General features: G+C 72.0%; 23 protein-coding genes. 16 read left to right on the top strand and 7 right to left on the bottom strand.

Annotated features, from left to right (window positions below; all coding sequences use genetic code 11):
* Positions 1-10: 10 nt before the first annotated feature.
* Together ET989_RS13655 and ET989_RS13660 are read right to left on the bottom strand one after the other, a co-directional pair.
* Positions 11-838 (bottom strand): HAD-IIB family hydrolase, encoded by an 828-nt coding sequence (locus tag ET989_RS13655; protein WP_131169913.1) that lies wholly within the window; start codon positions 836-838, stop codon positions 11-13.
* Positions 835-1635, bottom strand: coding sequence for a hypothetical protein (locus ET989_RS13660; RefSeq protein WP_131169915.1), 801 nt, complete (start codon positions 1633-1635; stop codon positions 835-837). Before ET989_RS13660 ends, ET989_RS13655 begins: the two co-directional genes overlap by 4 nt.
* A gap of 98 nt (positions 1636-1733) precedes the next feature.
* On the opposite strand from ET989_RS13660, the gene ET989_RS13665 reads away from it, so the two are divergent.
* From ET989_RS13665 to ET989_RS13680, 4 genes are read left to right on the top strand one after another with little or no spacing between them, the layout of a single operon-like run.
* Positions 1734-2789: an AAA family ATPase gene (locus ET989_RS13665; protein WP_131169917.1), complete on the top strand. Its 1056-nt coding sequence runs from the start codon at positions 1734-1736 to the stop codon at positions 2787-2789.
* Between the two features lie 58 nt (positions 2790-2847).
* The gene (locus tag ET989_RS13670; RefSeq protein WP_241656366.1) at positions 2848-3846 is read left to right on the top strand and encodes a DUF58 domain-containing protein; all 999 of its coding nucleotides are present in this window, start codon (positions 2848-2850) and stop codon (positions 3844-3846) included.
* Between the two features lie 11 nt (positions 3847-3857).
* Positions 3858-4802, top strand: coding sequence for a VWA domain-containing protein (locus ET989_RS13675; protein WP_131169959.1), 945 nt, complete (start codon positions 3858-3860; stop codon positions 4800-4802).
* Positions 4802-5764 carry a VWA domain-containing protein gene (locus ET989_RS13680; protein ID WP_131169919.1) on the top strand — a complete coding sequence of 321 codons (963 nt, stop codon included), beginning with the start codon at positions 4802-4804 and terminating at the stop codon, positions 5762-5764. Before ET989_RS13675 ends, ET989_RS13680 begins: the two co-directional genes overlap by 1 nt.
* Positions 5765-5899: 135 nt before the next feature.
* Here ET989_RS13680 and ET989_RS13685 read toward each other — a convergent pair whose 3' ends face one another.
* The 3 genes from ET989_RS13685 to ET989_RS13695 form a co-directional block, all read right to left on the bottom strand.
* On the bottom strand, positions 5900-6604 hold the full coding sequence (locus tag ET989_RS13685) for a YggS family pyridoxal phosphate-dependent enzyme (protein ID WP_131169921.1): 705 nt from the start codon (positions 6602-6604) through the stop codon (positions 5900-5902).
* A 124-nt stretch (positions 6605-6728) separates the two neighbouring features.
* On the bottom strand, positions 6729-7415 hold the full coding sequence (locus ET989_RS13690; RefSeq protein ID WP_131169923.1) for an exonuclease domain-containing protein: 687 nt from the start codon (positions 7413-7415) through the stop codon (positions 6729-6731).
* On the bottom strand, positions 7415-9295 hold the full coding sequence (locus ET989_RS13695; RefSeq protein WP_131169925.1) for a putative nucleotidyltransferase substrate binding domain-containing protein: 1881 nt from the start codon (positions 9293-9295) through the stop codon (positions 7415-7417). Before ET989_RS13695 ends, ET989_RS13690 begins: the two co-directional genes overlap by 1 nt.
* A gap of 132 nt (positions 9296-9427) precedes the next feature.
* On the opposite strand from ET989_RS13695, the gene ET989_RS13700 reads away from it, so the two are divergent.
* From ET989_RS13700 to ET989_RS13710, 3 genes are read left to right on the top strand one after another with little or no spacing between them, the layout of a single operon-like run.
* Complete coding sequence (locus ET989_RS13700; RefSeq protein WP_131169927.1) at positions 9428-11080, top strand: CTP synthase; 1653 nt, start codon at positions 9428-9430, stop codon at positions 11078-11080.
* Positions 11081-11096: 16 nt separating this feature from the next.
* Positions 11097-11792, top strand: coding sequence for an NUDIX domain-containing protein (locus ET989_RS13705; protein WP_421958229.1), 696 nt, complete (start codon positions 11097-11099; stop codon positions 11790-11792).
* Positions 11789-12718, top strand: coding sequence for a site-specific tyrosine recombinase XerD (locus ET989_RS13710; protein ID WP_131169931.1), 930 nt, complete (start codon positions 11789-11791; stop codon positions 12716-12718). Before ET989_RS13705 ends, ET989_RS13710 begins: the two co-directional genes overlap by 4 nt.
* A gap of 1 nt (position 12719) precedes the next feature.
* On the opposite strand, the gene ET989_RS13715 is transcribed toward ET989_RS13710, so the two are convergent.
* Complete coding sequence (locus ET989_RS13715; RefSeq protein ID WP_131169933.1) at positions 12720-13196, bottom strand: MarR family winged helix-turn-helix transcriptional regulator; 477 nt, start codon at positions 13194-13196, stop codon at positions 12720-12722.
* Between the two features lie 131 nt (positions 13197-13327).
* Between ET989_RS13715 and ET989_RS13720 the strand changes: the two genes are divergently transcribed.
* The 9 genes from ET989_RS13720 to ET989_RS13765 are packed head-to-tail and all read left to right on the top strand — an operon-like array spanning position 13328 to position 21473.
* Complete coding sequence (locus ET989_RS13720; protein WP_241656364.1) at positions 13328-14221, top strand: ParA family protein; 894 nt, start codon at positions 13328-13330, stop codon at positions 14219-14221.
* Positions 14206-14589 (top strand): hypothetical protein, encoded by a 384-nt coding sequence (locus ET989_RS13725; protein WP_131169937.1) that lies wholly within the window; start codon positions 14206-14208, stop codon positions 14587-14589. The genes ET989_RS13720 and ET989_RS13725 overlap by 16 nt, the downstream gene beginning before the upstream one ends.
* Complete coding sequence (locus ET989_RS13730; protein WP_131169939.1) at positions 14586-15407, top strand: segregation and condensation protein A; 822 nt, start codon at positions 14586-14588, stop codon at positions 15405-15407. Before ET989_RS13725 ends, ET989_RS13730 begins: the two co-directional genes overlap by 4 nt.
* Complete coding sequence (gene scpB / locus ET989_RS13735; protein ID WP_206662375.1) at positions 15400-16134, top strand: SMC-Scp complex subunit ScpB; 735 nt, start codon at positions 15400-15402, stop codon at positions 16132-16134. The genes ET989_RS13730 and scpB overlap by 8 nt, the downstream gene beginning before the upstream one ends.
* Positions 16134-16874: a pseudouridine synthase gene (locus ET989_RS13745; protein ID WP_131169941.1), complete on the top strand. Its 741-nt coding sequence runs from the start codon at positions 16134-16136 to the stop codon at positions 16872-16874. Before scpB ends, ET989_RS13745 begins: the two co-directional genes overlap by 1 nt.
* A 3-nt stretch (positions 16875-16877) precedes the next feature.
* On the top strand, positions 16878-18281 hold the full coding sequence (locus tag ET989_RS13750; protein ID WP_131169944.1) for a proteasome accessory factor PafA2 family protein: 1404 nt from the start codon (positions 16878-16880) through the stop codon (positions 18279-18281).
* 15 nt (positions 18282-18296) lie between these two features.
* Positions 18297-19310 (top strand): FKBP-type peptidyl-prolyl cis-trans isomerase, encoded by a 1014-nt coding sequence (locus ET989_RS13755; protein ID WP_131169946.1) that lies wholly within the window; start codon positions 18297-18299, stop codon positions 19308-19310.
* A gap of 27 nt (positions 19311-19337) precedes the next feature.
* Positions 19338-19724: a DUF6394 family protein gene (locus ET989_RS13760; protein ID WP_131169949.1), complete on the top strand. Its 387-nt coding sequence runs from the start codon at positions 19338-19340 to the stop codon at positions 19722-19724.
* A gap of 9 nt (positions 19725-19733) precedes the next feature.
* A complete protein-coding gene (locus ET989_RS13765) occupies positions 19734-21473 on the top strand; it encodes a potassium channel family protein (RefSeq protein WP_131169951.1) in 1740 nt (579 codons plus the stop codon).
* A gap of 86 nt (positions 21474-21559) precedes the next feature.
* On the opposite strand, the gene ET989_RS13770 is transcribed toward ET989_RS13765, so the two are convergent.
* Positions 21560-22249 (bottom strand): HNH endonuclease signature motif containing protein, encoded by a 690-nt coding sequence (locus ET989_RS13770; protein WP_277751376.1) that lies wholly within the window; start codon positions 22247-22249, stop codon positions 21560-21562.
* Between the last annotated feature and the right edge of the window lie 142 nt (positions 22250-22391).

The raw sequence follows: 22391 nt of genomic DNA on the forward strand, positions 1-22391 counted from the left end.
TGCCCCCGGCTCAGCCCAGCAGGCGGCGGATCTGCGCCCCCACGCCGCCCTCGGCGTTCGACCCGATCACGGCGAAGCGTTCCAGCAACGCGGGGTGCCCGTTGGCCATCACGTAGGGCATCCCCGCGTACTCCAGCATGGCGAGGTCGTTCGGCATGTCCCCGAACGCGGCGACCTGGGCGGGCGTGATACCACGCTCCGCAGCGAGCTCGGCTATCGTCGCGGCCTTGGAGATGCCCGGCGCGCTCATCTCGAGCAGGGCGCGGCGGCCCGCGGTGACCGAGTGGGTGACCTCCGCTCGCCCGCCCAGCACATCGGTGGCCGCGGCGAGCAGGTCGTCAGGGTCGGCGTCCGGGTGCAGCGCGAGGAACTTCACCACGTCGCCGGCCTCCGCCAGCACGCACGCCCACGCCCCGCGCCGCGTCACTGACTCCTCCTGCGCCAACGAGCGGGAGGCGTCGGGCAGGTGGTAGGCCCACGCGTCCTCGGTCGAGAAGCGGCGGCCCTCCTCCAGGGCGAACAACAGGCCGGGAAGGGCGCCGCGCAGGTCGTGGGCCAGCGCCCCGATCAGCGGCACGTCCAGCGTGTGGCTGCGGACGACGGTGTCCGCGTGCAGGTCGTAGACCACCGCCCCGTTGCACGCCACGACGAGCGGGTCAGCGTCCGCGATGGGGGCCAGCACGTCCAGCCAGCGCAGGGGGCGTCCGGTCGCGACCACGACCACGATCCCGGCCTGCGACGCCGCGCGCACGGCCTCCGCCTCGGCCTCGGCGATGCGGCCCGACGGGTCCAGCAGGGTGCCGTCGAGGTCGGTGGCGATGAGGCGGACGTCGCTCACAGGCGCCGGTCCATGGTGGGCGAGGGTTGGGCCGAGCCCGACTCACCGGGCGACGGCTCGGCGGACGCAGGCGAGGGCGACCCCGACTGCGGCGAGGGGGAGCCCGAGTCGGGCGGCGGCGAACCGCTGCCGGTGGCGGACGCCGACGTCGGCACGGGCGGGGGCGGTGACTGCGGGGGCGTGGCCTGGAAGATGAGGATCGCCAGCAGCACCGCCAGGGCCATCAGCAGCATCATGATGATCCACGAGATGAGGATCGTCAGCCAGCCGGCTCGGTCGGTGCGACCCGGCCAGGGCAGCGGCCAGGCGCGGGCCGGGCCCGGGGAGACCTTGTCGATCCAGGGCAGCTGGTAGTCAGGGCCCGAGGGCGTCCCCTTCGGCGGGAGCCAGCTGAGGTCGACCTCGGCCAAGATTCGCTCGGCCTCGGCGACGGCGGCGGGGCTCCCGTCCCACGCGAGCGCCACCCAGGGCGCGATGGGCGCGGCGTCCGGGGCGGGCGGGGTGTCGGCCTGCTCCACGTACCGGTGCCCGAGGCGTCCGTCGGCCTGCCCGCGGCCCCCGCGGGCCACCACCGTGTCGATGTGCATCTTGTTGACGGTGCCGGCCAGCCGGTCGACGGCCGCGGCATCGGCGGTGGCGCCTTCGCCGAGCATGACGACCATGACCTGCTCGCCCGCCTCCGAGTGGGCGGTGTACGCGACGCCGGAGGGTGCCGCGGCCAGGCGCGCGTCGAGCCACCAGTCGCCCACCTTCGGCGGGTCGACCGCGAGGAGGGGGTACAGCAGCGGCTCGGTCATCGCCGCCCATTGTGCCTGATGGCTCCGACCCCTCCAGCAGGAGGCCCGGAACGACCGGGTAAGGTTGCCGCGTCCGAGACTGTGAGGAGACAACGCGCGTGACAACCCCCGTCCAGGCCCTCTCGACGCGCGAGGCGGCAGACGTCCTCGGTGAGGCGATCGCCGAGGTCCAGTCCGTCATCGTCGGCCAGGAGCACATGGTCGAGCAGTTGATGGTGGGCCTGCTCGCCAAGGGCCACGTCCTGCTCGAGGGCGTCCCCGGCACGGCCAAGACCCTCGCGGTGCGCACCTTCGCCCAGGTCGTCGGCGGCGACTTCGCCCGCATCCAGTTCACGCCCGACCTGGTGCCCTCCGACATCGTCGGCACGCGCATCTACTCGGCGCAGCAGGAGAAGTTCGACGTCAACCTCGGCCCCGTGTTCGTGAACTTCGTGCTCGCCGACGAGATCAACCGCGCCCCCGCCAAGGTGCAGTCCGCGATGCTCGAACTGATGGCCGAGAAGCAGGTCTCCATCGGCGGCAAGACCTACCCGGTGCCGCAGCCGTTCATCGTGATCGCGACGCAGAACCCCATCGAGTCTGAGGGCGTCTACCCGCTGCCCGAGGCCCAGCGCGACCGCTTCCTGCTCAAGGTCGACGTGCCCTACCCGCGCGGCAACGAGGAGTTCGAGATCCTGCGCCGAATGTCGGTCAGGCCGCCCACGGCCCGCGGCATCCTCGAGCCGGGCCGCGTCCAGGCGCTGCAGGACCAGGCGAGCGGCGTGTTCGTGCACAACCTCGTCGCCGAGTACGTCGTCCGGCTCGTGCTGGCCACCCGCACGCCCGCCGAGTTCGGCATGCCCGACCTCGCGCCGGTGATCCAGATCGGTGCGTCCTCGCGCGCCACGCTGGGCCTGGTCGCCGCCGCGCGCGCGCTGGCCCTGATCCACGGCCGCGACTACGTGCTGCCCACCGACGTCCAGGCCGTGGCCCGCGACGTGATGGCGCACCGCCTCGTGCTCGGCTTCGACGCAATCGCCGACAACATCTCCCCGGTGCAGGTCGTGGAGCGGATCGTCGCCATGGTGCCCGCTCCCACCCCGGTGTGGAACGAGCAGCAACGCGCCCAGGCGCGCGAGGAGCACCGCTACGCGCCACACCACGAGGCGAACTGAGGCGCCCGTGACAGGCTCGCCGGTCGACTTCACGGCCCCCCGGGACGAACTGGGGGCCGTGGCGTCCGTGCTGCGCGAGCCCACGTCAGCCACCCTGCCGCTGGGCAAGCTCGCCCCGGAGCAGGCGCTGCGCCGGCTCGAGCTGACCATCGTCCGGCGGATGGAGGGGTTCCTGCAGGGCGACCACCGCGGCCTCCTGCCCGGCCCGGGTTCGGAGACCAACGACGCCCGCGCGTACGTGCCCGGCGATGACGTTCGCAAGATGGACTGGGCGGTCACCGCACGCACCCGGACGCCCCACGTGCGCGACACGATCGCCGACCGTGAGCTCGAGGTGTGGGCGCTGCTCGACGTGACGCCGTCCATGAACTGGGGCACCGAGGGCGTCACCAAGCGTGACCTCGGCATCGCCGCCATCGCCACCATCGGGTTCCTCGGCCAGCAGATGGGCGACCGGTTCGGCGGGCTGATCATGCGGCCGGAGACCATGGTGCGCATCCCGGCCCGGTCGGGCCGGATGGCGCTGTACTCGCTGCTGTCGCGGATGCTGTCGGAGCCGATCGTGCGCGACCGCACCGAGGGGCCCTACTCGCTGGCCAAGGGCATCGACCAGCTCGCCCGCACGCAGCGGCGCCGCGGCCTGCGCGTCATCGTGTCGGACTTCCTCTCGCCCGGCGACACCGAGCTCGATCCCGATGTCCCGCCCGAGTGGGAGCGCGCGCTGCGCCGGCTCGCGGTCCGCAATCAGGTCATCTGCGTCGAGGTCGTCGACAGGCGCGAGGTCGAGCTCCCCGACGTGGGCGACATCCTCATCCGCGACCCCGAGTCGGACTTCGCCCGCTACGTCAACACGTCGGACGCCGCCGCCCGGGCCCGCTTCAACGCGGCCTCGGCGGCCCAGCGGGAGCGGATCCGCGTCGCGCTGCGCCGCGCCGGCGCCGGTCATATCCAGCTGCGCACCGACCGCGACTGGGTCCAGGACATCGCGCGCTTCGTGCTCACCTACCGCCGCGTGGCCGCCTCGCTGCACCAGCCGCCGCAGGGGGTGAGCAAGTGAACCTCGCCGACATGTTCCTCGCCCCCGAGCGGCTGTGGTGGCTGCTGCTCGTACCCGTGCTGGTCATCGCCTACATCTGGGCCACGCGCCGCAAGGGCCGCCAGGGCATGCGCTTCACCAACACCGCCGTGCTCGGGCGCGTCGTCCGCAAGCAGTCGCAGTGGCGTCGGCACCTGGCGGTGGCGCTGTCGCTGGCCTCGCTGGTCACGCTGGTGCTGGCCTGGTCGCGTCCCAACGGCGTGGAGAAGATGCCGCGCGAGCGGGCCACCGTGGTGCTGGTCATCGACGTGTCCCGGTCGATGGCGGCCACGGACGTCCAGCCCTCACGCCTGGAGGCGGCGCAGCAGCTGTCCAAGGAGTTCCTCACCCAGTTGCCGTCGCAGTACAACGTGGCCGTGGTGAGCCTGTCCGGCAACCCGGCGACCCGCCTCAGCCCCACCACCGACCGCGTCTTCGCCAACCGGGCCATCGACGCCCTGTCACTTCAGGACTCCACCGCCGTCGGGGACGCGCTGTATGTGGCGTTGTCGGCGATCCAAATGGCGCCGCGCGGAGACGACGGATCGACCGCGCCCGGCGCGATCGTCCTGCTGTCGGACGGCATGAACACCGCCGGGCGTTCGCCCCTGCAGGGGGCGGCCGAGGCACGCAGGGCCGAGGTGCCGGTCTACACGATCGCCTACGGCACCGAGAACGGGTCGGTGGACCTGGACGGCAAGCGCGAGCGCGTCCCGCCGGACCGCGAGCTCATGCAGCAGATCGCGGACAGCTCGGGCGGGGCCACCTTCACCGCCGAGTCGGCGGGTGACCTCAGCCGCGTCTACGAGAACATCGGCTCGGAGGTCGGCTACGAGGAGGTCAAGAAGGAGACCACCGCGACGTGGGCCGGCTACGGCCTGGCCTTCGCGGTGCTCGCCGCCCTGGCCGCGGTGTCGCTGGGGGCGAGGTGGCCGTGATGGTTCCCCTGATCTCGTTCTTCCACCCCGAGCGGCTGTGGCTGCTGGCCCTGGTGCCGGTGTTGCTGCTGCTGTACGGCGCGCTGCTGCAGCGCAGCCGGACGCGATCGCGCACGCAGGGCATCGACAACCTGGCGAAGGTGATGCCGAAGCAGGCGGCGTGGAAGCGCCACATCGCCGTGCTGGCGGCCGTGGTCAGTCTCGCCGCGCTCGTGGTGGCGTTCGCGCAGCCCAAGGACGCCGTAGACGTGCCGCGCGAGCGCGCGACCGTGGTGCTGGCCATCGACGTGTCGCGATCCATGGAGGCGACGGACGTCGACCCCAACCGCCTGGACGCGGCCAAGGAGGCGGCGTCCGGCTTCGTGGACCTGCTGCCGCGCGGGTTCAACACGTCTTTGGTGGCCTTCGCGGGGTCGTCGTCCATCATCACGCCGCCCACGCAGGACCGCGGCCTGGTCAAGCGGGCGATCGACAACCTGCAGCTGGCGCCGTCGACGGCGATCGGCGAGGGCATCTACTCGGCGCTGGACGCCATGCTGCTCGTGCCGCAGGACCCGAACGACCCGGAGGAGTCGACGCCCGGCGCGATCGTCCTGCTGTCGGACGGGTACACCAACATCGGCCGCTCCTCGACCGTCGCCGCGCGCGACGCCAAGGAGGCCGGCTACCCGATCTACACGATCGCCTACGGCACCCCCAACGGGTACGTCGTCAGCAACGGACGCCGCGAGCCCGTGCCGGTGAACCCCGCAGAGCTCAACGCGGTGGCCCGCGAGTCGGGCGGCGAGGCCTTCCAGGCCGGGTCGCGCGAAGAACTCCAGCGGGTGTATGCCTCGATCGCGCGCTCGGTCGGCTACGAGAAGGTCGACCAGGAGGTCACCGAGTTCTACGCCGGCATCGCCCTGGGCTTCGCCGTGCTGGCCAGCCTGGCGGTGCTCTCACTCGCTGCGCGCTGGCCCTGACCCCCTCTGCGCCGAGAGCCCCGGGCTTGTGTGTTGAGGGCCCCGGGTTTGTGTGTCGAGGGCCCCGGGTTTGTGTGTCGAGAGCCTTCGCATGAGGCGTCCGGTTTCGCGTGCCCTCACGGCGCCACCCTGCCCTCAGGGAGCGGAGAGTGCGCGGGCGCCGAAGATCGTCGTGCCCAGCCGCACGCAGGTCGAGCCGCACTCGACGGCGACCTCGAAGTCGCCCGACATCCCCATGCTCAGGGCGTCGAAGCCTCCGCCGTGCTCGTCGCGGAGCCGGGCCTGCAGGGCCGTCACCGTCGTGAAGCATGCGCGGACGGCGTCCTCGTCGTCGGTGTTGGCCGCGAGCGTCATCAGCCCACGGACGTCCAGGCCATCCAGTGCGCGCAGGTCGCGGACCGCGGCGGGCACTTCGTCAGGTGTGAAGCCGCCTTTGGTGGGCTCGCCGGACGAGTTCACCTGGACCAGGGCCGGCAGACGCCGCCCGAGCGCTTGGAGTCGGCGATCGAGCGCCTGCGCCAGCCGGAGCGAGTCGAGGGCCTGGAACTCGTCGGCGAGTTCGGCCACGACACGTGCCTTGTTCGACTGCAGGTGACCGATGAAGACCCAGCCCAGCCCGAGGTCGGCCAGGCCGGACGCCTTGGCCTCCAGTTCCTGAGGACGGCTCTCCCCGAAGCGCCTGTAGCCCGCTGCGTGCGCAGCGCGCAGGGCGTCCTGCGGGTGGGTCTTGCTGACCGGCAACAGCTCCACCTCTTCTGGGTCACGGCCCACCCGCGCGCAGGCGGCGTCGATGCGGGCGCGGGCCGCAGCGAGGTTGGCGGCGATGGCGGTCTCGGTCACGCCTCAACGTCTACCACGGGATGGGGCTCCGGGCGCACAAGACCGGGGCTGTCGGCGCACAAGACCGGGGCTGTCGGCGCACAACACCGGGGCTGTCGGCGCACAAGACCGGGGCTCTCGGCGGTCAGGAGGTGAGCGTGCCGAGGGTCTGGGGCTTCTCGAGGGAGACCTCGGCGACGTGGCCGAGGTAGAGCTCGGCGCAGGCGATGGCGTCGGTGAGGGCGCCGTGGGCCTTGTAGCGGGGGAGCCCGTAGCGCTTCCGGGCGTTGAACAGCCGCAGCTCGCCGGCCTTGGCCTCGTCGTCGAAGCCGCGGTTCACGAGCCGGTCATGCAGCACGAGCGTATCCACGACGGGGGTCACCAGGGGAGCGCCATACATCTGCTGGCACAGCAGCGACAGGAACTGCGTCTCGATCGCCGCGAAGTGCACCAGCATCGCGCGCCCGGCCAGCGCCGCGAGCACGGCGGCGACCGCCTCCTCGACGGGCGTCCCGGCCTCGACCTGGTCGTCGGTGATGCCGTGGAACACCGCCGACTGGCCCACCTCGGTGCCGGCCGCCAACACCATGTGCCTGGCAGCGGACAGGACGATCGTGTCCCCGTCGACCGGCACCCAGCCGACGCTCAGCACGGTGTCGGTCCGCGGGTCGAGCCCGGTGGTCTCGATGTCGAGCGCCAGCAGCCTCAGCTCGGACGCCGGCGTGGCGGCCGGCTGGATGGGCACGCGGTAGAAGTCCGCCAGCGCGCCGGACGCCCGCGCGGCGGCCCTGGCGCGCCGCCGCTCCACCGACGGGGAGAACAGCCCGAACATCACGAGGTCACGTCGGTGCGGTGGACGAACGCGAGGGCCTTCTGCATCGACCGGATGATCGTGAAGGCCTCACGCAGGTGCCGCCGCTCGAACGAGCTCAGGGTGGCCGGGGGGACGTGGTTGTCGGGGGACTCGCCGTCCTTCAACTGGCGGACCTGGTGGCGCAGCCGCACGTAGTTGATGAACTCGAAGGCGTCGGCCAGGTCGGCGGCCTTCTCCTCCGACAGCGCGCCCGCCACGGCGGCCGACTTCAGGCGGCCGTGCGTGTTCAGCTCCGAGCCGCCCTTGGACAGGGTGAGCAACCGCGCGATCTGGACGATCGGCGCGATGCCGCCGGCCTTGATGTCGAGCGTGTTGGCGTGCTCGCCGGAGTCCGCCAGCACGAAGTCCCGGAAGAACCCGATCGGCGGCTCGAAGCGTTGGGCCTGCTTGGCCAGGTACGCCTGGAAGCGGGTCGCCTGGGGCGCCCGTGCCACCACGGCGCCCTGGAGCGTCTCGAACAGCCGCACCTCGCCGTGCACGGGCCGCATGTCGAAGAACGTCTGCGCGTTCAGGAGGGCGTCCGGCTCGGGGGCGTTCATCCACTTCGCGAAGTAGGACCCCCACGTGGCCCGTCGCACCCGCCACTGCGGGTTGGACGCCATCATGTCGCCGGGGCAGCGCTCGAACCCGCAGGCCTCCAGCCCATCCACCACGCGGGACGCCAGCCCGGCGAACCAGGCGACCTGCTCGTCGGTGGCTCGGTCGTCGATGATGATCGCGTTGTCCTGGTCGGACTGCAGGCCGGACTCGAGGCGTCCCTGCGACCCGAGCGCCACCCAGCAGTACGGCACCGGCGCGGCACCGAGGTCGGCCTCGGCGAACTCGATGAGCTTGCGGGTCAACGCGTCGATGATCGCGGTGACGACCCGGGAGACGTCCTCGGCGGTGGCGTCCTGCGCGACCGCGTGCGACACGACCCGGGGGATGCGGTGCGAGCACGCGCCCAGACCCTCCAGGGTGGTCTGCTTCTCGACCTCGCCGACGAGGTAGCTGGGGTTGGCCTGCTCCAGACGCATGAGGTCGCCGGAGGTCACCATGCCGACCAGGCGTCCGCTCTCGACCACGGGCAGGTGGTGCCACCCGCGTCGCGCCATGAGCACGAGCACCTCGAAGGCCAGCGTGTCGGGGGCGATGGTGACCGGGTCGGGCGTCATCACCGTGCTGACCGGGTCGTCGATCGGGAGGGCCCCCGCGATCACCTTCGACCGGAGGTCGCGGTCGGTCAGGATGCCCACCAGCCGCCCCTCGGACGCCCCCGCCACGGGTTCGGTGACCAGCAGCGCCGACACCCGCCGCTCGGTCATGAGCTGGGCGGCCTCGCGGATGGTCCGCGTGGGCTCGATCGTGATGGGTGCCCTCTTCACGATGTCGGACGCCCGGGTCCGCAGGATCGCCGACCCCGACTCCTCGTGGTGGACGGCCTCGACCGCGTGCCGCAGCCGGCCCGCCTGCCGGCGCAGGAAGAAGTCGGCGAACGCCGGGTGGGCGCCCATGAGGGAGTGGAAGACCTCGCTGGGCATCAACAGGCACAGGGAATCCTCGATGGCGCGCAGGGTGTAGAGGCTGGCGTCACCCGAGAGTACGGACGACACGCCGAAGGAGCCGCCCGGGTCGGTGCGCTCGACCAGTGCGCCCTGGGCGTCCACGATGTCGACGGCCCCCGAGCGCAGCACGTAGAGGTAGCGGTTCCTCTCCCCCAGGGAGACCACCGCCGTGCCACGCCGGTAGTACTTCGCGACCAAGCGTTTGGGCAGGTCGTCCAGCACTGCCGGCGGCAACGCGTCGAAGGGTTCGTTCTGGGACAGGAAATCCCGCACCTCGGCCAGTTCGACGTCCATGACCTGATCGAACCGTCTGGCCGCACGAAAATCCACTCCCGGAGCCCGCTTGTGTTTCGAGGATGTTCCAAGTTCCGCGACAGCGGCCCCGCACCTGTCATCCGGTTGGGGGCGCCCGTATGCTGGCAGCCCGTGGGCAACGCGAACCAGACCAAGCACATCTTCGTCACCGGGGGCGTCGCCTCCTCACTCGGCAAGGGACTCACGGCGTCCAGCCTCGGCTCCCTGCTCGTCGCGCGCGGGCTGCGCGTCACGATGCAGAAGCTCGACCCCTACCTCAACGTCGACCCGGGCACGATGAACCCCTTCCAGCACGGCGAGGTGTTCGTCACTGAGGACGGCGCGGAGACCGACCTCGACGTCGGCCACTACGAGCGCTTCCTCGACGTCGACCTCACCGCGGACGCCAACGTCACCACTGGCAAGGTCTACTCGACCGTCATCGCCAAGGAGCGCCGCGGCGACTACCTGGGCGACACCGTGCAGGTGATCCCGCACATCACCAACCAGATCCGCGACGACATGATGGCGATGGCCAGCAAGGGCATCGACATCGTCATCCACGAGATCGGCGGCACGGTCGGGGACATCGAGTCGCTGCCGTTCCTGGAGGCCGCCCGCCAGGTGCGCCGCGAGGTGGGGCGCGAGCACTGCTTCTTCCTGCACGTGTCGCTGGTGCCCTACATCGGCCCCTCCGGCGAGTTGAAGACCAAGCCCACGCAGCACTCGGTCGCGGCCCTCCGCCAGGTCGGCATCACGCCGGACGCCATCGTGGCCCGCTGCATCCGGGACGTGCCGGCGTCCATCAAGCGCAAGATCGCCCTGATGTGCGACGTCGACGAGGAGGCCGTGGTCTCCTGCCCGGATGCCCCGTCCATCTACGAGATCCCGTCGGTGCTGTTCAACGAGGGGTTGGACGCCTACGTCGTCCGCCGCCTCGGGGTGAAGTTCCGCGACGTGGACTGGCGGCACTGGGACGACCTGCTGCAGCGGGTCCGCAACCCCAAGCAGGAGGTGACGATCGCTCTGGTCGGCAAGTACGTCGACCTGCCGGACGCCTACCTGTCGGTCACCGAGGCGCTGCGCGCCGGCGCGTTCGCCACGTGGGCGAAGGCCAACGTGCGGTGGGTCGCCTCCGACGAGTGCGCCACCCCCGAGGGAGCCGCGCGCCACCTCGGCGACGTGGACGGGGTCGTCGTGCCGGGCGGCTTCGGCATCCGCGGGGTGGAGGGCAAGCTGGGCGCGCTCACGTACGCCCGTGAGAACGGCATCCCCACCCTCGGGTTGTGCCTGGGCCTGCAGTGCATGGTGATGGAGGCCGCGCGCAACCTCGCCGGGCTGGAGGGGGCGGCGTCCACCGAGTTCGACCCGGACACCGCCCATCCGGTCATCTCGACGATGGCCGAGCAGCACGCTTTCGTCGAGGGGGCGGGAGACCTGGGCGGCACCATGCGACTGGGCTCCTACCCGGCCACCCTCGTGCCCGGTTCCGTGGTCGCCGGCGCGTACGGGGCGACCGAGGTCACCGAGCGCCACCGCCACCGCTATGAGGTCAACAACGACTACCGCGCCCGCATCGAGGAAGCCGGCCTCAAGGTCTCGGGCACCTCGCCCGACGGCACGCTGGTCGAGTTCGTCGAGCTCGACAGGGACGCCCACCCGTTCTACGTGGCGACCCAGGCCCACCCCGAGCTCAAGTCGCGCCCGACCAAGGCGCACCCGCTGTTCACCGCCCTGCTCGCGGCGGCGGTCGAGCGCCAAGCGAGCCAGCGGCTGGTTGAATGAGCCCGTGGTGACTTCCCTGCGTGTCCTGTCCGGCGACGAGGTGCGCGACGAGCCCCTGGCCTGGCCCGTCCGCTCGCACACGCTGCTCGGCGGGGGGCTGGTGTCCGACTTCGTCCGGGACGAGGTCGAGACGCCCGCCGGCGAGGTGATGAAGCGCGATTACCTGCTGCACCCCGGCGCCGTGGGGATCATCGCGCTCGACGACGCCGAGCGGGTCGTGGTCGTGCGCCAGTTGCGGCACCCGGTGGGGTTCCGGCTCATCGAGCCGCCGGCGGGCCTGATCGACGCAGGGGAGACGTCGTGGCTGGCGGTCGCCCGGCGCGAGCTGGCCGAGGAGGTCGAGCTCGCGGCGTCCGACTGGCGCATCCTGGTTGACTACATGACCTCGCCCGGCTGCCTGCAGGAGGCGCTGCGGGTGTTCCTCGCGCGCGGGCTGTCGCGCGTGGGGCGTCCGGACGGCTTCATCGTCGAGCACGAGGAGGCCGACATGGAGGTCTGCCTCGTGCCGCTGGATGACCTCGTCGACGCGATCTACGCCGGCCGCGTCCAGAACCCCACGATGGTGGTCGGCGCGCTGGCCGCCTACGCGGCCCTGCGCACGGGGCGTGTGGACGCGCTGCGTGCGGCGGATGCCCCGTGGCCGGCTCGCGACGCCAAGCAGGCCCGGGACGCCCGGATCCACGCGCTCGGCGGGGAGACCCGACCGCGTTGAGCTCGCTCGATCGGACCATCGGCGACTACCTCGACCACCTCGAGGCCGAGGTGGGGGCGTCAGTGCACACGGTGGCCGGCTACCGCCGCGACCTCGCCCGCTACCGGGACTTCCTGGCCGGTGAGGGCATCCAGCAGGTCGCGGACGTCCACGCCGACCACGTCGCCGCGTTCGCGCAGTGTCTGCGGGCCGGGACCGGACCGGCCCTCGCGGCGTCCAGCGTCGCCCGGGCGGTGGCGGCGGTGCGGTCGTTCCACGCCTTCGCGGTGCGCGACGGCGACGCGGAACAGAACCCGGCGGTGCAGGTGTCGCCGCCCAAGCAGGGCAAGCGGCTGCCGAAGGCGCTGTCGGTCGACCAGGTGCAGGCGCTGTTGGACGTGCCGGACCGCACGACGCCGACCGGCCTGCGGGACGCCGTCCTCCTCGAGCTGCTCTACGGCACCGGGGCGCGGGTCTCGGAGGTGTGCGACCTCGACGTCGACGACGTGTCCTCCCAGCTGGACGACCCCGACCTGGGGCTGCGGCTGTTCGGCAAGGGGCGCAAGGAGCGCATCGTGCCGCTGGGCTCCTACGCGCGGACGGCGATCGGCGACTGGCTCGTGCGCGGGCGTCCGACGTTCATCGCGAGGGCGGCCCGGCCGGGGCCGGCGCTGCTGCTGAACGCCAGGGGCGGACGCCTGTCGCGGCAGTCGGCGTTCAACGTGCTCGCCGAGTGCGCGGAGCGGGCCCGGATCGGCGTGCCGGTGAGCCCGCACACGCTGCGGCACTCGTTCGCGACGCACCTGCTGGACGGGGGAGCCGACGTGCGGGTCGTCCAGGAGTTGCTGGGGCACGCGTCGGTGACGACGACGCAGATCTACACGCTGGTGACGGCCGAGCACCTGCGCGAGGTGTTCCTCAGCTCACACCCGCGGGCGCGGGGCTGAATCAGCGGGCCGTCATCCGGCCGTCGGGGTCGATGCGGTCGAGGATGGCATCCGCGATGGCGTCCAGCTGCTCGAGCTGCTCGGGGTTGAGGGCGTCCAGGAACGACTCGCGTACCTGGGTGACGTGGCCCGGGGCGGCGGCGGCGAGGAGGTCGTGCCCGGCGGGGGTCAGGGTGACGTTGGTGGCGCGCCCGTCGGCGGCACAGGCGCTGCGGGCGACGATGCCGCGGGCCTCCAGCCGGGTGACCACGTGGGACATCCGGGTCAGCGATGAGTTCGAGCGCGTGGCGAGCCCGGTCATGCGCAGCGTCCGGTCGGGCTGCTCGGACAGCATGGCGAGCACCTGGTACTCCATGTGCGTGAGCTGGGAGTCGCGACGCAGCTGGGCGTCGAGCAGGCCGGGGTAGAGCTCGACCACGGCCCGGAACTTCAGCCAGGTCTCGATCTCGTCCTCGTTCAGCCACCGCACGCTCGTCATGGCCTCCACGATACCAAACAGTTGACAGTTCAACCAATGTTGTTGCCGGACACGTGTGCGTGCCGCGCGCCGAAGTCACTTTGTCGCCTTTTGGGCATAGGGTCGCGGTGACACCATCAGGAAGGACCACCGTGAGCCAGAACCCGGCGCTCTTCGAGGACGAAACGGACACCGCGAGCGACGCACTGGGACCGACGGGCCGCCCGTGGCCCGACCTGCCCGAGCCGTCCGCGCCGCGTCCTGGCCCCAAGAATGCCACGGTGATCGCGATGACCAACCAGAAGGGCGGCGTCGGCAAGACCACGACCACGATCAACCTGGGCGCCGCGCTGGCCGAGACCGGCCGCAAGGTGCTGCTGGTCGACTTCGACCCCCAGGGCTCGGCGTCGGTGGGCCTGGGTGTGAACCCGCACACCCTCGACACCAGCATCTACAACCTGCTGCTCTCGCGCGACGTCGACATCGAGGACGTGATCCTCGAGACCAGCGTGGAGGGGCTCGACCTGCTGCCGGCCAACATCGACCTGTCCGCCGCCGAGGTGCAGCTCGTCTCCGAGGTCGCCCGCGAGCAGACGCTGCGCCGGGTGCTCAGGCCGGTCAAGGGCTCCTACGACATCATCATCATCGACTGCGCGCCGAGCCTCGGCCTGCTCACGGTGAACGCGCTGACGGCTTCCGACTACGCGCTGATCCCGCTCGAGTGCGAGTTCTTCGCGCTGCGCGGCGTGGCGCTGCTCACCGACACCATCGCGAAGGTCACGGAGCGGCTGAACCCCGACCTGGAGATCCTCGGCATCGTCGGCACCATGTACGACGGCCGCACGCTCCACAGCCGCGAGGTGCTCGAGCGCGTCGTGGAGGCGTTCGGCGACACGGTCTTCCACACGGTCATCAAGCGCACCGTCAAGTTCCCCGAGACCACGGTCGCGGGCGAGCCCATCACCAGCTACGCCACCGCGAGTCCCGGAGCAGCCGCCTACCGCAGCCTCGCCCGGGAGGTGCTCGCCCGATGCCCCGACGCGTAGGCCTGCCCGGGGCGTCCGAGCTGTTCCGCTCGACCTCGGACGAACTCGCGCGCGAGGCGGACGCCGCCCGCGTGCCCGAGGCCCAGCCCGAGCCGCGGCCGGACGCCAAGCCGCCGCGCCGGCGTCCGACCCGGACGACCGCCGGCGAAGTGGAGCACACCGGACGGGTCCGCCACGACGAGAAGATCACGGTCTACGTGAGCGGCGAGGAACTGCTCGCGCTCGAGCACCTGCGCCTCGACCTGCGCGCCGAACACGGCCTGGCCGTCGACCGTGGCCGCATCGTGCGCGCGGCGATCGCCTCGGCGCTGGCGTCCGTGGCCGAAATGGGGGCGGACGCCGACGTCGTCCGGCGGCTGTCGCAGTGACCGCGTCGGCGGCTTTCACGCTCCGCCTGGACAACTTCGAGGGCCCCTTCGACCTGCTGCTGCAGCTGATCAGCCGGCACAAGCTCGACGTCACCGAGGTTGCCCTCAGCCGGGTCACCGACGAGTTCATCGCCCACATCCGCGCCATGGGCGACGCGTGGGACCTCGACCAGACCAGCTCGTTCGTCGTCGTCGCCGCCACGCTGCTCGACCTCAAGGCCGCCCGCCTCCTGCCGCAGGGCGAGGTCGAGGACGCCGAGGACCTGGCCCTGTTGGAGGCCCGCGACCTGCTCTTCGCCCGCCTGCTGCAGTACCGCGCGTTCAAGGTCGTCTCGGGGCTCATGGGCGAGCGGCTGGAGGCCCAGGCGCTGCGGCATGCCCGGCCCGGGGGCCTCGAGGACGCCTTCGCCCGGCTGCTGCCCGAGGTGGAGATCCCCGTCGAGCCGGACCAACTGGCCTGGCTGGCCGCCCGCGCCCTCCAGCCCAAGGACGAGCCGACCGTCTCTCTGGCGCACCTGCACGCACCCGCCGTGAGCGTGCGGGAGCAGGCCGACATCATCGTCGGACGCCTGCGTGGGGCCGGCACCGTGACGTTTCGGTCGCTCGTGGCGGACGCCGGTGAGCGGCTGGTGGTCGTGGCGCGCTTCCTCGCGCTGCTGGAGCTAGCGCGCGAGCGGGCGGTGACGTTCGAGCAGTTGACACCACTGGGCGAGCTGACGATCCGGTGGACGGGCACCGCCGAGGGCGAGCTGAGGATCTCGGACGAGTTCGACGAGGCGGACGTCCCGGCCGAGGAAGGACAGGAGAGCGATGGGTGACACGAGCGTGACCGCGCCGCTGGAGGCGCTGCTGCTGATGGCGACCGAGCCGATGGGGGCCGCCGAGCTGGCCCAGGCGCTCGACGTGCCGACGCCGGTGGTGTGGGAGGCGCTGGAGGAGCTCGCGCTGTTCTACGACGAGACCGGCCGCGGCTTCGAGCTGCGCCAGGTCGGTGGAGGATGGCGGTTCTACACCCGCCCCGAGCACCACGACCTCATCGCGGCGTGGGTGCTGGAGGGGCAGCAGGCCAAGCTGTCGCAGGCGGCACTGGAGACACTGGCCGTCGTGGCCTACCTGCAGCCAATCTCGCGCAGCCGGGTCGGGTCCATCCGCGGCGTGAACGTCGACGGCGTCATGCGGACGCTCGCCACCCGCGGGCTCATCGAGGAGGCCGGGCACTCCGAGGAGACCGGTGCCATGCTGTGGCGCACCAGCCCGTTGTTCCTGGAGAAGATGGGGCTCACCACGTTGGACGCCCTCCCGCCGATCGCGCCCCACCTGCCCGAGGCGTCCCTGCTGGAGGCCGAACTGGCCGGACTGGCCGAGACGCCGGTTGCACGGGAAGATGGAGCCATGAGCGAGAACACCGAGATCCCCAGCGCCCAGCAGGCCGCCGAGTGGGCCGACGCCGAGGCCGCCGAGAGCGCCCGCCGCAACGAGCCCGCCATCACGGCCGACGAGGTGCCCGCCGAGGAGGACCTCGACCGCCTCTCCGAGCCCTCCTGATGGCGGCTGACGACGAGGGCGTCCGGCTGCAGAAGGTCTTGGCCCAAGCCGGTATCGCGTCGCGGCGCGCCGCCGAGAACATGATCGCCGAGGGCCGCATCGAGGTGAACGGGAAGCTCGTCACTGAGCAGGGCCGCCGCGTCGACCCCGAGCGCGACGTCATCCGGGTCGACGGCAGCCGCATCCCGCCGCCGCGGCGCCACGTGTACGCCGTGCTGAACAAGCCGCGCGGCGTTGTGTCGACGATGGACGACCCCGAGGGGCGTCCGACCGTCGCCGACCACCTCGGCAAGTACTCCCGGGAGCGGCTGTTCCACGTCGGGCGCCTCGACACCGACACCGAGGGCATGCTGCTGCTGACCAACGACGGCGACTTCGCCCAGCGGATGATGCACCCCAGCTACGAGCTCACCAAGACCTATGTGGCCGAGGTGGAGGGGTTCGTCGACAACGCCACCCTGAAGCGCATCGGCAAGGGCATCCGGCTGGAGGACGGCTGGGTGAACCCCGACCACGTCAAGCTGGGCATCCGCACCGAGCAGCGCACGATGATCACGCTCGCGATCCACGAGGGCCGCAACCGGATCGTCCGCCGCCTGTTCGACGCGGTCGGCCACCCCGTCCGGACGCTCGCGCGCACCCAGATCGGGCCGGTCAAGATGGGCCAGCTGCCCTCGGGCCAGCTGCGCGACCTGACCCGCGACGAGCTGGGCGCCCTGCTGGACGCCGTCAAGCTGTAGGCGATGGCCCGGCGGCGCATCTACGGCGTCGAGACCGAGTACGGGCTCGTCGCGACCGTCGACGGTCGCCGGCTCCCGGCCGACGAGGCCGGCACCCGGCTGTTCGCACCGGTCGCGCACCGGCACGCGACCACGAACCTGTTCCACCGCGCGGGCGGGCGCCTCTACCTCGACATCGGTGCCCACCCCGAGTACGCGACGCCGGAGTGCGCGTCGGCGTCCGACCTGGTCACGGCCCAGCGGGCCGGTGACGCGCTGCTGCTGGCACTCGCCGCGGACGCCGAGGCGCTGGAGGCCGAGGAAGGGCGCGCGACGACGTTCCGGCTGGTCCGCAACAACGTGGACCCGTACGGCAACACGTGGGGCAGCCACGAGAACTACCTCGTCGGCCGGTCCACCGACCCGCGGGTGCTCAGTGACTGGCTGGTGCCGTTCCTCGTCTCGCGGCTGCTGGTCGGCGGCGCGGGACACTGGCGGCGCGGCCGGTTCGCGCTCTCGCAGCGGGGGGACGTGCTCGCCGACGTGGTCTCCAACCAGACAACCCGCTCGCGACCGCTGATCAACACCCGCGACGAGCCGCACGCCGACCCCGAGCGGCACCGCCGGTTGCACGTCATCTCGGGCGACACCAACTGCCTGGAGCACCCCATGTGGCTCGTGGTGGTGGCGACCGAGCTGGTCCTGCGCCGCGCCGAGTCGGGAGGGACGCCGCCGGTCGGCCCGGTCGACCCGCTGGGGGCGCTGCGGACGTGGAACCGCGACCCGGACGCCGGTGTCGCTTCGTCGTCGGGTGGCGTGGTGACCGCGCGGGGGCTGCAGCGCGCCTACCTGGCCGCGACGCAGGACCAAGCCGACGACGCTGACGAGACCGGCCCCGGCTGGCGCGCCTGGCGCGACCTGCTGGACGCTCTCGACGCCGGCCGCCCCAGCGGCGCGGAGTGGGATGCCAAGCGGCGCACCATCGAGGCCTGGCGCGACCGGCACGGGCTGGCCGATGCCGACCCGCGGCTGGACGCCCTCGACCTGCGCTGGCACGAGCTCGGCCTCGGCGCGGACGGGCAGCCCCGCGGGCTGGCGGCGCGCTTCCAGGCGCGCCACGGCGTCCGCCACACCACGGACGCCGCCGTGGTGGCCGCAACGAGGACTGCGCCGGGGGAGACCCGCGCCCGGGTGCGCGGCGCCCTGCTGGCCGCCGCCCAGGACGCCCGCCGCGACCACGCCGCGGACTGGTCGTCGTTCGAGGTGCGCGACCTGCCCGGCCCCGACGGACGGGGGCCCGCCACCGTCCGGCTGGAGCTGCCCGACCCCTTCGACCCGGCCGTGCCCGAGGCGTCTGACCTGGTGTCACGGATGGGCGCAGAACCGCGCCTGCGGGCGCTGGGCGGGTTCGTCCCGCCGCCCGGCTAACATGGCACGGTGCACGTGACCCGACGCCCCTCCCGCCTGGCCCTCGCAGCTACGGCTTTCCTGCTGTCCGCGACGCTGGCCGCCTGCGGTGGTCCCGCAGCCCCGGCGTCGAGCCCGGACACCACGCCCGCCGCGACGGCGACCCCGGCGGAGGCGACGCCGACCCCGACGCCCACGCGCGATCCGGTGCCGGTCTCGAACAGCATCGACACGATCACCGCGGCGGGTGAGTGGGGCAGCGCGCCCGAGGTGACCGTGCCGGCCCCGTTCGCGATCGATGAGACGCGCACGCGCACCCTCATCGAGGGCAACGCGGACGCCCCGGCCGCCGCGGCCGACAGCACCGTCGAGGTGCACTACGTGGGCATCAACGGCCGCACGGGCGAGAAGTTCGACTCCTCGTGGGACCGCGGGGCCCCCAGCCCCTTCGGCCTCGACCAGGTCGTGGCGGGTTTCACCAAGGGCCTGACCGGCGCCAAGGCCGGCCAGCGCATCCTGATCGTCATGCCGGGCACCGACGGCTACGACGCCCAGGGCGGCAACCCGCCGGCCATCGAGGTCGGTGACACCCTGATCTTCGTCGCGGACGTCATCGCCGTCTCCACCCAGGAGCCCGTCGGCGCGACCGAGACGCCCGAGCTGCCCGTGACCCTCGGTGAGGCGGACGGCAAGCCGACCGTGACCATCCCGACCGGCTCGGCGCCGCCGACCGCGTTGGTGGCTGCGCCCGTGATCCGCGGCGTCCAACCCGCCGTCGAGGCCGGCGACACGGTGGTCGTTCGCTACCGCGCCTGGTCGTGGAAGACCGGCGAGATCGTCGAGGACAAGTTCGACCAGCCCGTGTCGGGGAACATCGACGAGACCATCGAGGCCTGGAAGCAGGGCATCGTCGGGCAGCCGATCGGTTCGCGCGTCGTGCTCGTGGCGCCTCCGTCGGTGGGCTACGAGAAGGCCAGCCAGAACCAGCCGATCGAGGCGGGCGACACGGTGGTCTACGTGGTCGACATCCTGTTCGCCACCGTCGGCTGAGGCCGGGTCGGGGTCTAGGGTGGCCCCATGAACCTGGAGAAGGTCGTCTTCGGCTTCTTCGTCCTGCTCGCAGCGACGTTGAACTTCGGCTACGTCACCGGAGACCTCGGCAACCCCCAGCACCACAACGTGCTCGAGCTGTACGCGGCCGTCGTGGTCAACGTCATCGCGACGATCCTCAAGTTCGGTGACCGCACGCAGATCGGTGCCATCCACCTGGCCACCAGCCTCGTGGCGACGATCCAGCTGATCGCCGCCGCCGTCGCGTGGATCTGGTACACGCAGATCCAGGTCGGGGAGATCTCAACACACTCGATGGCCAGCGTGGTCTCGCTCGCGCTGGGCGCGCTGCTCGCCAACGTCGTGTCGGTGGTGCTCATGATCATCGAGACGGCGAACTTCCGTCGCCACTGAGCCGCGCCGATGACGCTGCCAGCCTCGGCACCCGAGCCGACCCACCCCGACGGACCGTACCGGACGCTGCGCCGCCGCTTCGTGCGGGTGCCCGCGCCGGAACCGTCCACGGATGCGGTGTTCCTGGCCCTGCGCCGCATGCGCGCCCCGCTCATCGTGGTGGTGGCCGTCTTCACGGTGTCGGTGGCGGGGCTGACCGCGATCCCGGGGCTGGACTCAGACGGCAATCCGTACCGGATGACCGTGTTCGACGCGATCTACTTCATGTCCTACACAGCGACCACCATCGGCTTCGGCGAGACGCCGTACGAACTCACCCGCCCCCAACGGCTGTGGGTGACCGTGTGCATCTTCGCGTCGGTGGTCGCCTGGGCGTACGCGCTCGGTGCCCTGCTGGCGCTGCTGCGCGAGCCGTCGTTCCGTGAGGCGCTCGACCGGCAGGCGTTCGTGCGCCGGGTCAAGCGGCTGCACCGGCCCTTCCTGATCCTGGTGGGCTACGGCCAGATGGGGCGCGCGGCCGCCGAGACGCTGGACGCGCTCGGCCGCAGCTGTGTCGTGGTGGCGGCCGACCAGGAGTCGATCGACGCGCTCGCCGGGGCGCAGCTGGCCAGCGACATCCCCGGCCTGGTGGGGGACGCCCGAGACCCCGCGGTGCTCGGCCTCGCTGGCCTGGGCAGCAAGCACTGCATCGGGGTCCTCGCGCTGACCGACGACGACGCGGTCAACCTCTCGATCGTGATGGCGGTGACGCTGCTGCGGCACGACATCCCGGTGATCTCGCGAGCGAACCAGCGCGACACGGCCAAGGCAATGCGCGAGTTCGGCGCCCAAGCGGTCGTGAACCCCTTCGAGCGGTATGGCAACTACCTCGTCATGCGGCTGCGGCGCCCATCGACCTACCGCCTGCTGACATGGCTCATCTCCGCGCCGGGCACTGCGGTGGCCCCCGACACCGAGGAGCACGAGGACGGCCTGTGGGTCATCGCGGCCGACGACCACTTCGGGCCCGAGATCGCCCAGGACCTCGAGGACGCCGGCCTGTCGACCACTGTCGTCTGGCCGGCTGACGGCGCCCCCGACGTCTCGGGTGCGGTCGGCCTCATCGCCGGTGGGGCGGATGACGCGACCAACCTCGCCATGGCCGGGCACGCCCGCCTCGTCGACCCCGAGGTGTTCCTCTCGGTGCGGCAGCGGTCGCGCCGCAACGAGCCGCTGCTGCGGGCGTTCGCCCCCGACTCGGTGTTCGTGCCGGCCCAGCTCACCGTCCAGGAGGCCCTCGCCCGGGTGGTGACCCCCGACTTCTGGCGGTTCGTCGTGCACGTCTGGGGCATGCCGGACGCCGAGGCCGAGGCCCTGCTGGACCGCCTGATCGCGACTGTGGGACGCCACTCGCCAGACAGCCACCGCGTCGTGGTGGGGGAGCGCGAGACGCCGGCCCTCCAGCGACGGTTGCACGGCGGACGGGTGTTGCTCGGCGACCTCTTCCGCGACCCCGACGACCGCGACCGCCAAGTGGCCGCGGTGCCCGTGCTGCTGATCCGGGGATCGGAGACGTTCTACCTGCCCGGCGACGACACCCCGGTGCAGCTCGGCGACGTCGTCCTGAGCGTCGGCAGCGGCCAGGCGTTCGCGATCATGGCGGACGCCCAGCACTACGACCACGTGCTGGAGTACCTCGCCACCGGCGAGTTCGTGCCCGCCACCGCGGTCGGACGCCTCCTGCGCCGGGCGGCGCCCAAGCGGGCATGAGGGCCTGAGGGGGCATGAGGGCCGGAGCGGGCATGAGCGGGATTCTCTCCGCGGGTTCGACCGCCGCTCCCCACCCAGTTCGGCCTCTATTCGATCAAGACGCTTTGAGGCGCCGCGAGCGCAGGGGCTGGTGTGAGTGTGGCTGCGGGCAAGGCTCGCTCTTCGGCCTGGCGTTGGTTCGAGCGCAGGGGTGCCTTGCCCGGGGCTTGGCCTACGCGGGTGGGTGGGGTGAAGACGGGGTGTCCGTCGTGGGCGATGTGGACGGTCCATCTCGTGGGTGGGGAGCTGTGGTCGAAGAACCGGTGGGGTTCGACGGTGCCGTGGTGGTGGGGGCACAGGAGCACCATGTTGCCCAAGGCGGTGTCGCCGCCCAGCCACCAGGGGATGATGTGGTGTGCTTCACACCCCGAAGCTGGGACCCGGCAGCCCGGGAACGCACACCGCTTGTCGCGCTGTTCGAGGGCTTTGCGGATGGCGGGGGTGACCAGGCGTTGGTCGCGGCCCACGTCGAGGGGCTGGCTGGCCGAGCCCAGCACGATTGGCACGATGGTGGCGTCGCACGCCAGCCGGCGCAGTTCGCCGGCGGTGACCTTCTCGCCGCTGGCCAGCACCCCGGCCTGCTCGACCCGGTTCAGGACGTCGTCGTAGGACAGGGTGACCACCACGGTCGGCTTCACAGGCGGGCCGGTCCGTGTGGCGAATCTTGCCGAAGCCCCGGCCTGGGACGAGGACACTTCCGCAGACTCAGGGAACCCAGGTCGGGTAGCTGAGCTCATCGAGTGCGCGCTGGCCCCTTCGACACGCTCAGGGGCCCGGTGCCCTTCGGCGGGTTCACCGAACCGGGCCGGCTCAGGGGACCGGGCGGGCCTGGGAGCGCGACCAGCAACGAGGGCGATGAGGCCGTCGGCGGTGCGCTGC

Source organism: Propioniciclava sinopodophylli (genome assembly GCF_004324755.1).
Classification (GTDB): Bacteria; Actinomycetota; Actinomycetes; order Propionibacteriales; family Propionibacteriaceae; genus Propioniciclava; species Propioniciclava sinopodophylli.